Annotated in this window: 8 protein-coding genes; 7 read left to right on the forward strand and 1 reads right to left on the reverse strand. The window is 59.5% G+C overall.

From position 1 onward, the window contains the following. Positions 1-7 precede the first annotated feature (7 nt). The 5 genes from R3C19_26370 to R3C19_26390 all read left to right on the forward strand — a co-directional run bounded on the left by R3C19_26370 (position 8) and on the right by R3C19_26390 (position 8,053). Positions 8-1,123 (forward strand): glycosyltransferase, encoded by a 1,116-nt coding sequence (locus R3C19_26370; GenBank protein MEZ6063888.1) that lies wholly within the window; start codon positions 8-10, stop codon positions 1,121-1,123. Between the two features lie 105 nt (positions 1,124-1,228). Further along, positions 1,229-3,175, forward strand: coding sequence for an asparagine synthase (glutamine-hydrolyzing) (asnB, locus tag R3C19_26375; protein MEZ6063889.1), 1,947 nt, complete (start codon positions 1,229-1,231; stop codon positions 3,173-3,175). 581 nt (positions 3,176-3,756) lie between these two features. Next, on the forward strand, positions 3,757-4,989 hold the full coding sequence (locus tag R3C19_26380; GenBank protein MEZ6063890.1) for a hypothetical protein: 1,233 nt from the start codon (positions 3,757-3,759) through the stop codon (positions 4,987-4,989). A gap of 1,866 nt (positions 4,990-6,855) precedes the next feature. After that, entirely contained in the window at positions 6,856-7,311 is a 456-nt protein-coding gene (locus tag R3C19_26385; GenBank protein ID MEZ6063891.1) for a hypothetical protein, read from the forward strand. 499 nt (positions 7,312-7,810) lie between these two features. Continuing rightward, the gene (locus tag R3C19_26390; protein ID MEZ6063892.1) at positions 7,811-8,053 is read left to right on the forward strand and encodes a hypothetical protein; all 243 of its coding nucleotides are present in this window, start codon (positions 7,811-7,813) and stop codon (positions 8,051-8,053) included. 903 nt (positions 8,054-8,956) lie between these two features. Here the strand turns inward: R3C19_26390 and R3C19_26395 are convergent. Further along, positions 8,957-10,357 carry a sigma-54 dependent transcriptional regulator gene (locus R3C19_26395; GenBank protein ID MEZ6063893.1) on the reverse strand — a complete coding sequence of 467 codons (1,401 nt, stop codon included), beginning with the start codon at positions 10,355-10,357 and terminating at the stop codon, positions 8,957-8,959. Between the two features lie 467 nt (positions 10,358-10,824). Between R3C19_26395 and R3C19_26400 the strand changes: the two genes are divergently transcribed. Both R3C19_26400 and xseA read left to right on the forward strand, forming a co-directional pair. Continuing rightward, the gene (locus tag R3C19_26400) at positions 10,825-11,583 is read left to right on the forward strand and encodes a TerC family protein (GenBank protein ID MEZ6063894.1); all 759 of its coding nucleotides are present in this window, start codon (positions 10,825-10,827) and stop codon (positions 11,581-11,583) included. Beyond that, the coding region (gene xseA, locus R3C19_26405; GenBank protein MEZ6063895.1) for an exodeoxyribonuclease VII large subunit at positions 11,580-12,490 on the forward strand (911 nt) is incomplete at its 3' end. The genes R3C19_26400 and xseA, both read left to right, overlap by 4 nt.

Raw genomic sequence — 12,490 nt, forward strand, 5'->3', positions numbered from 1 at the left:
CCACCCGTTGATTTCGATCGTCTTCGTTATTCCCACGCTGGACCAGTCCGGGGCCGAGCGGCAACTGACGCTGCTGGCGACAAATCTGCCGAAGGACGAATTCCGGGTTCATGTGATCGCGCTGAATCGAGGCGGCTACTACGCGGCGGAACTGCAGCGGCACGGCATCAGCGTCGACATTCTGCAGAAGCGATTTCGATTCGACCCGCTGACGTTTATGCGACTGAAACACCGGCTGCGCCAGTTGCAGCCGGACATCGTCCAGTCCTATCTGTTCGCTGCGAATGCGTACGTGCGAATGCCGCTGGTCGTTCCCGCGACGTCGCGCGTGATCGTTTCCGAACGCTGCGTCGATTCCTGGAAGAGTGGTTGGCAACTGCGAATTGATCGATGGCTGGTGAATCGTACTGATGCCATGACCGCGAACTCCGCCAGCGTCGCTGCGTTCTATCGCGACACTGTTGGCGTTCCGGAAGACAGAATTCACGTGATTCCGAATGCCGTGACTCACACCGCGGATGAATCGGCGAAGCGGGATCTGCGAACGGAACTCGGACTGCCCGACGACGTGCGCCTGATCGGTTTTGTCGGACGTCTGGCACGGCAGAAGTGTCTGAAGGATCTGGTCTGGGCGTTTCAACTGCTGCACCAGATCGTCGATCAAAAAGTCGCGCTGGTGCTGATCGGTGACGGTCCGGAACGCGACGCCATCGCGGAATTCGCGGTCAACATGGACTGCCGCGACAAGTTGTACCTGACCGGACATCGCGACGACGCGGCTCAGTTGATCGCGGATCTGGACGTGTTCTGTCTGCCGAGTTCGTTTGAAGGCATGTCGAACAGTCTGATGGAAGCCATGGCGTGCGGAGTTCCGGTTGCCGTCAGCGACATTCCCGCGAATCTGGAACTGGTCACGGATGGAGAAACCGGGCTGACGTTTCCGCTGGGGAATTCTCCGGAACTGGCGAAAGTTCTGAAACGGCTGCTGACCGACGCGAAATTGTCCCAACGTTTGTCCGGCGCTGCGAAGAAACGGATCGTAGAACACCACAGTGTCGAACAACTTGTCTCCCGTCATCGGAATCTTTACCGACAACTGCTGCACGGCCGGACAAGGCAATGACACGATCCGACGCAGAAACGCATCAGATCTGAAATCTCAAATCTGAAATTTCAAATCTCAAATCACTGACAACTGACAACTGACAACTGACAACTGAATCCCCCCATGTGCGGAATTTCCGGGGCTGTCTGGTGGCAGCCTGACAAACAGATCAGCCGGCAGACGCTGCAGCGGATGACCGACTGCATTGCTCACCGCGGCCCCGATGCGGAAGGGCATCTGCTGCTGCCGCCGAACGACGCTTGTCCGGTCGGCGTTGCTCTGGGGCACCGGCGGTTGTCCATCATCGACGTCGCCGGCAGTGCTCAGCCGCTTGGCAACGAAGACGGTTCCGTTCAGATCACGTTCAACGGAGAAATCTACAACTACCGCGAACTGCGGGAATCACTGCTGGCTGCGGGCCATCGTTTCGCCACCAACGGCGACACGGAAGTCATCGTGCATCTGTACGAACAGTATGGTCTGGATTTCGTCGATCACCTGCGAGGGATGTTTGTCTTCGCGATCTGGGACGCCAATCAGAAGCAGTTGGTTGTGGCTCGCGATCGTCTGGGACAGAAGCCGCTGTTCTATCGTCTCGAAGACGGCCGGCTGGCGTTTGCGAGTGAACTGAAGGCGCTGCTGCAGATTCCCGGAATCCCGCGGGACCTGAATCGTTCATCGGTGCTGAGGTTTCTGACGCTGCAGTATGTGCCACATCCTCACAGCATCCTGAGCGGTTTCAGCAAGCTGCCGCCGGCGTCGCTGGGAATTTTCCGGGACGGCGAATTTCGCGTGCGCCGGTACTGGTCACCGCCGTATGATCTGCCGGAGACCAGCCGTCGCCACATTTCTGACTGGACCGAAGAGCTGCGGCACGAATTGAGCGAAGCGGTGCGGCTGCGGCTTCGCAGCGACGTTCCGCTGGGAGCGTTCCTGTCGGGCGGAATTGATTCCACCGTGATCTGCGGGCTGATGCAGAAGCAGCTTGATCAGCCGGTGAAGACGTTTTCGATCGGGTTCCCGGTGAAGGCGTTCGATGAGCGTTCGTATGCCCGCCAGGCGGCGGAAATGCACGGCACGGATCATCGTGACGCACTGGTCGAACCGGACGCCATCAGCATGCTGCCAAAGCTGATCTGGCACTACGACGAACCATTCGGCGACAGCAGCTCCATTCCCACGATGTATCTGTCGGAACTGACTCGCAGGCACGTCACGGTCGCTCTGACGGGAGACGCCGGCGATGAACTTTTCTGCGGCTATGACCGTTACCGGGCCGTTCGGATCGCGGGGCGACTGGACCTGATTCCGCGATGGATGAGATCAGCGCTGCACAGCATCGTGGGAGCGCATCTGCCGGCGTCGATCAAACAGAAGTCCTTTCGTCGGCGACTGAAGCGGTTTCTGGAGACACTGAATCAGCCGCCGGAACGCCGCTACCTGAACTTCATTTCCATCTTCAACCGTGACCGGCTGCAGGAACTTGTTACGCCGGAGCTGTGGAAGCTGACTGACGATGAAGACCCGGCGGCGTTCATTTTCGACGCGTACACACACTTTCCGGACCGCGACTTTGTGACTCGCACGACGGCGACGGACCTGCTGACGTATCTGCCGTGCGACCTGCTGACAAAGGTCGACATTGCCAGCATGGCCGTCGGTCTGGAATGCCGCAGTCCGATGCTGGATCATCACGTCGTGGAACTGGCGGCGAAGATGCCGCTGTGCGTGAAGCAGTCCGTGCAGCAGGGCAAGAAGGTGCTGGTCGAGACATTCCGCGACCTGATTCCCGCTGACATTCAAACGCGAAAGAAAATGGGGTTCGGAGTTCCGATCGATCACTGGTTCCGCGATGAGCTGAAGGATCTGCTGCACGACGTACTGCTGTCTCAGCGAGCCCGGGAGCGCGGCCTGCTGGAACCGGAGGTCGTGCGTCGACTGGTGGAGGAACACACGTCGTCAAAATTCGACCACGCGTATCGGCTATGGAACCTGCTGTGCCTGGAACTGTGGCAGAGAATCAACCTCGACGGAGAACCACCAATTCGCGCGACATCAACAATCACCTGACGACGTCGATGTCTGAACCACACAGACTGCAAGGTGCGTTCGCACTTATACTCCTCTCGGCCTGCACAGAGGCCACTTTCATTTAACGGTTATCCGGAGGCGCACTTTGCTTGACTCATTGGCGTACGCCTTCGGCTGACCGCTAATCAACTCCAGCCTGACCGCTTGAAGTAGAAAAGCCGGTTCATCCGGGAAACGGCCGTGTTTGTTCGGATGCGTTTCAGGCGCGGTGGGTCGACGTAGCGATAGCCTGTGGTGTGAGCCACCGGTCTGGCTGAAAAAGCAACGCTCGTTTGACCCGTGGCCGCAGACCAGACCACGTTGGTGCGCAAACAACCTGACCTGCGGCCACCGGTTAAACGACTCGAACTACGTCGCGGCGTTGTCAGCGAGGGCGACATAGGGTCTTTGGAGCAAAGTAAGGGTGGGTCGGAATGGATTTTATTCAGCCAAGAGCGGAGCTGTCAGCATTAGGTCGCTGTGTGACTCGCGGCTGTCCGTTCGGCAGGAATCACGGGCGCGACCGGGCTGACCGCCGACGGTCCCGAATCCATCCTGCAGCGAGGACCGAGGAGCAAATAATGGTTCCTGACACCTTTGGCGGCTTCCCCCGGTCTTCATCGACGTACAACGCCGATGGCCAGCCGGTGGAATCGATCAATGCGCTGGGCAGCCGCGCAACGCAGGTTTATGACTTCGGCCGCGGCGTGGGAACGATCGATGCCCGCGGCAACCGCAGCACCAGCATCTACAACAGCGTCAGTCGCGTCGTGGCCAGCCAGAACGCGCAGGCCTTCGCTGGACGACGATCTTCAACTCGGTCGGTCAGGTCGTTGCCTCTCCAGGACCCGCTGGGCAGCGCAGGCAACATCTATGACAGTGCCGGACGCACGGTGGCCACGGAGAATCCCGCTGAACGATCGCAGCACGGTGGTCTACAACATCGCTTCGCAGACGATCGCCACGATCGATGCCAACGATCATCGCTCGACGAATATCTACGACCCAGTCTCGGCCGCAATCTGGCGGAAGTCAATCCGCTCGATTACCGCACAACAACGGTGTTCGACGCCGTCGGGCGGCGCATCGCCCTGATCGATGCCCGGAGCAACCGCCACAGCTTTACCTATGACGCCACCGGCAATCAGACGCAGCAGATCGATCCGCTCGACCGCCGAGGTAACATCCGGCTACGACGCAGCGTCGCAGCAGGTTCTGAGAATCGATGCTCGCGGCAACCGCCTGGCTACGTGTTCGACGCCAACGGTCAGCTCACCGTTCGGAAATATCCTGATGCCTCACGGGCGACGTTCGCGTATGATGCAGGCGGCAACAGAACGCTCATGGCCAACCAGACGGGCCGGTACAGCTTCTCGTATGACGGCGTCGGAAACACGACTGTGGCCGCACACCCAGACAATAAGACGATCACCTATGCCTGGGACCCGGTGGGCAACCGGGCTCACATGGACGCTCCAGATTCCGGCCGCTTCGCGTACAGCCACGACGCCGCCAACCAGATCGCCTGGCTGCACAACCCGTTCAACGAACGCACCACGTTCACCAATGACAATGCCGGTCGCCGCATTCTGCAGAAGAACGCGAACGGCACGCGGGCGTCGTACGCGTACGACGATGGCAGCAATCTGACGGCGGCTGTACAACCTCAAGAGCGACGGCAACGTGATCAGTTCGTTCGACTACCGCTACGACGACGCCGGCAACCGCGTCGCCGTGGGAGAAGCCAACGGCGACCGCGTGACTGGACCTACGACGATGCCAACCAGTTGCTGTCCGAACACCGCAGCGGGTAACGCCTACCGCAACACGTTCACGTTCGACCCCGTGGGCGTACTTCGTCCTCAACGGACGGGACAAGAACCACCACCACCTTCGATAACGCCAACCAGATCGAGTACTCACTCGCCGCTGCGGGAAGGACCACCTACACGTTCGACAACGACGGTAACCAGCAGATCGTGCTTGAACCAAACGGCGATCGGACGACCTACGGCTGGGACTTTGAAAATCGCATGGTGACTGCGGCCTCCCGACCAACGTCCGCAACACGATGACCTATAACGCCGACAACCGGCGAGGTCCTAAAACAGCAGAATACCGACGTCACGAAGTTTCTCTGGGATCCGGCTGCAGATGCCTACCTTGCGGAACTCGATTCCGCGGACACAGTGGACGTCACATACAGTTGCGAGCCGGTTGAGTACGGCCATGTGGTCACCCAGCGTCGCGGCAATGATAGCTACTGGCGGCAGGCCGACGCACTGGGGTCATCACGAGAGTTGACGAACGTGGTCCAAGCAGCGACCGACACGTACATCTATGATGCGTGGGGCAATCAGATCGCCAGCACCGGCACCACCGTCAACCCCTTCCGCTGGGTCGGTGGCTTGGGATATTACTTTGATTCTAGCGTACCGGACTGCACTACGTTCGAGCGATACTATCAGGATGACATAGGGCTTTGGCTTTCTGGAGACCCTCTCAGGTTGAAAAAGTATTGAATCTGTATTCCTATGGCTATAACAGTCCACTACTCCATGCCGACCCCTCAGGGCAGCCCGGTGGAACGATTCCATTGTCAAAAATTGCTCGGCTTCTGCAGATCATTGCTCGTGGTGGTCCAGCCACCCAAGCCGCGCTGCTTCGCTCAGATCGCTACTAAGTTCCATTCCGATACTTGGCTGGATCGCTATTCTTTATTCACTCTGCCTCACGTATGGCGCGTACCGCTGCTCGTCAGGGTGGAAACGATGTGTGAAGAATATGGAGGACAAAAGCGAAGAGACAGACTGCGAAGAACGAGTGTGTTTGGGGATTCAAGCCCCCCTGTATGGGATCTCGGCGAGAAACTGAACGAGTGTGCGGAGCGATTCGCAGGCCCTTTGAGGAAAAGTGCCATTGGCAGTACCTGCTATGCACCGCTTGCCGGTGTGGCTGGGGTGGATTCAAGTACCAACGTCCGATTGTGCCCCGCGGGGTCGATTGTCTCGATATGTGCGCTGGACCAACCGCAACTGGCTTGCAGAGTTCCCGACGACACCGTAACTGCAGCGATTCAAACCACTAGTGGATATCTCGGAAATATTGGGAGTTGAGTGTGATTCGAGTTGGTTCAGTCGAGTGGCCATTAGGCATTAATCTTGAAGAACATGCGTCTTGGAAGATGATCTGTACCGCCGCGGCGCGAGGCGTACCGGGATGACAGCCGTGCCATTCATAGTGAACATTTTATTCGGGCTGCGAGCGTGCTAGGTGTCCCGGCATTGGTCGACCGGTTTGGAGGATTCGCCGCTGCCGTCCGCCAACTTCGCGAAGCTTCCCATGAGTGCTACCCACCTTTGATCTCCTACGAGGAATGCAGAACTGGAAGAAGGGCCGGAGTATTTGTCGACAGAACTCCGGAATCGGATCGAGGCCTTCAACATTCGAGCAAATCCCTTCCGGCCATTGAAGATGCTGTCAACTTCGCTTGCTTTATCAGCGGTCGCGGGCACAACGTGTCGCCGATCAAGCAGCACGGAGACACCGTCCCGACTACGAGGTTCGCTCGGCAAAAATGATCCTGTGCAGCATTTGGCAGACATTTGAAACAAGAAACACGGTGCGGTGACAACAGGTGCTGAGCAACCACTTTCATGTCGTGCTGAGAACTCGGCCCGATGTGGTGGCTCAGTGGTCGGGATGACGAGGTGGCTCGGCGGTGGTGGGAGCTGTTTCCCCGGCGACGCAACGAGGACGGGTCGGCGGCGGAACCGGCCGAAACCGATCTCAATGCGATCACGAACGATGCGGCCGTGCTGGAGGAACGCCGCAAGCGGTTGTCGAGCATTTCGTGGTTCATGCGATGCACGTCGGAAGTGATTGCCCGCCTGGATGCGGCGAACGCCGAAGACGAATGCACGGGCCGGTTCTGGGAGGGCCGCTTCAAGGCTCAGGTGCTGCCCGATGAAGAATCGCTCGCCGCCTGCATGGCCTGCGTCGACCTGAATCCCGTGCGAGCCGGTCTGGCGGAAACTCCGGAAGACAGCGACTTCACCAGCGTGCAGGAACGCGCGGCCGATCTGAAGGCGGCGGAGCAGTTTTCAGTTGGCAGTGTTCAGTGTTCAGAGAAATAGGCGGGAAGGCGGGGCCGTATAGTTGACTGGGCGAGGGTCTGACGGTCAGAAAGCGCTGTTATCAACCTACAGGCGAAGAAGGCGGGATTACCATCGGCGAAAGAGGCGGGGCCATCCATTGTTGACGTGACGAAGTCTTACGGTTAAGCTTCGGCCTGTCAACTGCGGGCTTGTCGCCGTTTGTTGAGTTTCGAATTCCCAGAAAGGCTGTCGTCATGGCACGCGTAAACCGCCGGGAAGTGTTGTCGGAAGATGAGATTCAGGTGGTTCACTGCATCAACCGCTGCGTGAGGCGGGGGTTTCTGTGCGGAGCGGATCCGGTTTCGGGTCAGGACTACGAGCATCGGCGGCAGTGGATTCGTAATCGGCTGGAATTTCTGGCCGGAGTGTTCGGCGTCGAAGTCATGGGGTTCGCTGTGATGAGCAACCACTTTCACGTCGTGCTGAGGACTCGGCCGGATGTGGTGGCGGGGTGGTCCGATGAGGAAGTCGCTCGGCGGTGGTGGGCTTATTCCCTCTGCGACGCAATCAGGACGGATCGGCGGCGGAACCGGCCGAGACGGATCTCAACGCGATCATCAATGACGCCGCGACGCTCGAAGAACGCCGCAAGCGGCTGTCGAGCGTGTCGTGGTTCATGCGGTGCATGTCGGAAGTGATTGCCCGCATGGCCAACGCCGAAGACGGATGCACGGGCCGGTTCTGGGAAGGCCGCTTCCAGAAATCAGGTGCTGCCCGATGAAGAAGCGATCGCTGCGTGCATGGTCTATGTCGACCTGGAGCCCCGTGCGAGCCGGTCTGGCGGAGACTCCGGAAGACAGTGACTTCACCAGCGTTCAGGAACGCGTGGCCGATCTGAAATCGGCGGAGCAGATTTCAGACGACAGCGTTCAGTTATCAGAGCACGGCGCGAAGTCGGCAGCCGAACAGGCCCCCTCATCCGCCCTTCGGGCACCTTCTCCCCCGCGGGGGAGAAGGTCGCGTCGAACACGGTCCGAAAGCCGGCTGGCTGGCTCCGGTGGAACTGGATCCAAAGCGAAAGAAGGTCCGCGAAGAATCCAATCCTCGCCGAGCCGCAACAAAAGGCTGTCTGCCGATGACTCCTGGCCGAGTACCTGCAACTCGTCGACTGGACCGGTCGCCAGCTTCACCCCGGCAAGCAGGGCGTGATCTCGGAGAGCTGCTCCGCCGATTCTGGAAGCGGCTGGGCACTCTCGGGAACTCTGGCTGCACATGGTGAAGAAGTTCGGCAAACGTCGGGCGTTGGTGTCGGTTTCGGCAGCAACACGGCAGTCGATGGATTCGCCGAATTCTGCCGCGAAGATCGGTGCCGTGTGACGAGGAAGAGTCGACGCAGGTTCTTTCGGCTGACCTGTTGCTGCTCACGACTGGAGAAGTCAAAGGAGAACTCAAAGGGGGGCAGGGCTCGTTGATCGGCTCATCTGCCTGCGAAGAGTTGCACGAGTCGATGAAGCCTGCCCTTTGATGCATTCCTTTGTCACGTTCAAGGCAGCCATCGCCGGAACCGTGCGATGCTTGTTCCGGCAGACATCTGCTTAACGGGGAGACCGGAGGGCTCGTCGGGATTGCGCTCGCTGGTGCGGGAAGGCGGGATGGCGGCGTGGCTGTCTGGCCTGGCCGGATCTCACACGTGCTTGTACACGGATTCGAAGTCGATGTCGTATCTCTTCATTTTCTTGTACAGCGTCGTGCGATTGATGCCGAGCGCTCGCGCGGTGCTCTGGCGATTCCAGCCGTTGGATTCCAGAGCCTGGATGATGAGCTGCCGTTCGGGCTGCGACAGAGCTTTCTTCAGCGACGCTCCGCCCAGGTGTGCTTCCACGGACGCCCGTCGTTCGTCTTCGACAAAGATTCGTTCGGGCAGATCCGCGGCGGTGATGCGGTCCGTTCGCGACAGCACGACGGCGCGTTCGACCACGTTGACAAGTTCCCGCACGTTTCCGGGCCAGCGATACTGCTGCATCGCCTGCAGAGCGGATTCGTCGAATCCAACAATGTTGCGGCCTGTCTGTTCGCGGAACACTTTCAGGTAGTGATCGACCAGCAGCGGGATATCGCCCAGCCGCTCGCGCAGAGCGGGCTGAGTCAGCGTGATGACGTTGATGCGATACAGCAGGTCTTCGCGAAATTCGCCGCGTCGGACGGCTTCTTCCAGATCCTGGTTCGTCGCCAGCACCAGTCGGACGTCGACCTTGTGAGTTTCATTTCCGCCGACGGCTTCGAATTCGCGATCCTGCAGAACTCGCAGCAGCTTGACCTGCAGTGAAGGCGACGCGGTGGCGATTTCGTCCAGAAACAGAGTCCCGCCGTCCGCCTGCAGAAACTTGCCGACCTTGTCGTGCGACGCTCCCGTGAACGCTCCGGCGACGTGCCCGAACAGTTCGCTTTCCAGCAGCGTATCCGGCAATGCTCCGCAGGCCACTTCGACAAACGGCTTATCGGCGCGATCGCTGTGCTGGTGAATGCTGCGAGCGGTGATGGTCTTGCCGGTACCGCTTTCGCCCAGAATCAGCACGGTCGTGCGAGTCGGCGCGACACTTTCGATCAGCTCGAACATCCGCAGCATCTTGTAATCTTTGCCGACGATGTTCGCCATTCCGTGCTTTTCGCGAAGCTGAGCTTTCAGGCTGCGGTTTTCTTCAAGGATCTGCCGCTGTCCGATGGCTCGTTCGATCGACAGATTCAGTTCTTCGTCGATGACGGGCTTGGTCAGATAATCGAACGCTCCCATGCGGATGGCTTCGACCGCGCTTTCGATCGTGCCGAATCCGGTCAGCAGAATGACGGCGGTTTCCGGAGCGTGCTCGCGAGTCCACTGCAGAAGTTCAAAGCCATCGCGATCCTGCAGATTGACATCGCAGACGACAACTTCGAACGGGAATTCTTCCATGCGTTCGATGGCTTCCTGACAGCCGCTGGCCGTTTCTGTGCGGTGGCCCAGACTGCGAAGGTAGTCGGCCATCGCGTTCAGAATGAAACGATCGTCGTCTACAACCAGCAGCGAACCTGATGAAGCCGTCGCCATGAGTATCCCCTCGTGTGTCGCAGTCCGGCCGCGCGACCGGAGATGCCGGTCGGCCTGCGGCGTGTTGTCTTGTCGTTCAACAGCGGGAGCGATTCACGAGGTCGCCGCGCGGCGGATTCCAGCGGGTGATTTGTCCGAACACCGTGCCGGGGAATTCCGAAACCGCAGCGACATGAACTTGAGGGGAAGATTGGGCAACCGTAGTTCCCGAATGTCACCGCTGACGTCGCAAGTCGGCAACAAGTGTTAAGGAATCCGCATTAGACACTCCCCGCGTCGTCAGAATCGTTGTGACCGGAACCCGCGAACGCGGTCGTCCGGCCAAAGCTTCAAGCTTCGGCAACACGCGGTCCCGTGCCGTCAGCAATCCCCGATCGCTGAAAAGCGGCCAAGTCACTACCATTCCGCGTCCCGTCGCGGCGCCGCGTTGTCGCCGCACCGTTTTCCGCACTGCACGAGCGCTATCCATGGAAGCCGTCGCCGCCCTGCTGACTCTGACGCTGATGGAGATCGTGCTGGGGATTGACAACATCATCTTTATCACGATTCTGACGGATCGATTGCCCGAACAGCAGCAGTCGACGGCACGACATCTGGGACTGATTCTGGCGATGGCCTCCCGCATCGCATTGCTGTTCGCCGTGACCTGGCTGCTGGGTCTGACGGCACCGTTCCTGTCGCTGACGTCGCTGGGGATTTCGGAAAGCTGGCTGAAGTCGATCAGCCCGGATCACTGGGAACAGATCAACGGCGTTTCCTGGCGAGACGTGATTCTGTTTGTCGGCGGACTGTTTCTGATCCGGCACAGCGTCCGCGAAATTCACGAACGCATGGAAGGTCCTCGCGACGAAGAAGCGAATCTGGCCGCGGCGAAAACGTTCACCGGAGTGCTGGTCAACATCACCATTATGGACGTGATCTTTTCGCTGGATTCGGTCATCACCGCCGTGGCCATGGCCAAAGACGTGTGGGTCATGGTCGCCGCCATTGTGCTGTCGGTGCTGGTGATGATGATGTTCGCAGGGCGCGTCAGCCGGTTTGTCAAACAACATCCGACGCTGAAAATGCTGGCGCTCAGTTTTCTGATTCTGATCGGAGTCATGCTGGTGGCCGAAGCCATCGGGACTCACATCGACAAGGGATATATCTATTTCGCGATGGCGTTCTCGCTGGTCGTCGAAGGGCTGAATATCCGCACGCGAACGAAGGACCGGCCAGCGCTGTGAGCGAACTTCCGATCATCTCCGTCACCGAACTGGTGACCGCGTTCAAGGAAATCGTCGAAACCGCACTGCCGCCGTGCTGTGTGGAAGGTGAGATTTCCAACTGCAAACGCTCCGCCGCGGGACACTTTTACCTGACACTGAAGGATGACCACGCGGAGATCTCCGCCGTCATCTGGCGCAGCGCCGCGGCGCGACTGAAGTTTCAGCCAAAGGACGGACTGCAGGTACTGGCGACCGGATCGCTGCAGGTCTATGTCGCTCGCGGAACCTGTCAGTTCAACATCAGCCGATTGCTGCCGCAGGGTGTCGGTGAGCTGGAACTGGCGTTTCGGCAGTTGAAGGATCGACTGCAGAACGAGGGCCTGTTCGATGCCGAACGCAAAAGGCCGCTGCCGCCGATTCCCCGCAAAGTGGCTCTGGTCACAAGTCCGTCGTCGGCCGCGGTGCGAGACATGATTCAGGTGATGACGCGCCGCTGGCCGGCCGTGCAGATCGTGGTGGTTCCCGTGCGAGTTCAGGGGGAAGGAGCGGCCGCCGAGATCGCGGCGGCTTTGCGGCGAGTCCACCTGATTCCGGGAGTCGACGTGGTGATCACCGGCCGAGGCGGCGGCAGCCTGGAAGATCTGTGGGCGTTCAATGAAGAAGTCGTCGCGCGAGCCGTCAGCGAATGCCGGCTTCCCGTCGTCTGCGCGGTCGGACACGAAACGGATATTTCCATCGCCGACCTGGTCGCCGATCGCCGCGCGCTGACTCCCAGCGAAGCCGCCGAACTTGTCGTTCCATCGCGCGAAGCATTTCGTCAGGGATTGCTGGACACCGCCATTCGCATCCAGCGGCAACTGTACGGACAAGTCGAACGGCTGCGACTAAAGCTGCAGGCCATCGAAAGTCGCAGCGTCTTCCAGCG

This window comes from Planctomycetaceae bacterium (assembly GCA_041398785.1).
Classification (GTDB): domain Bacteria; phylum Planctomycetota; class Planctomycetia; order Planctomycetales; family Planctomycetaceae; genus JAWKUA01.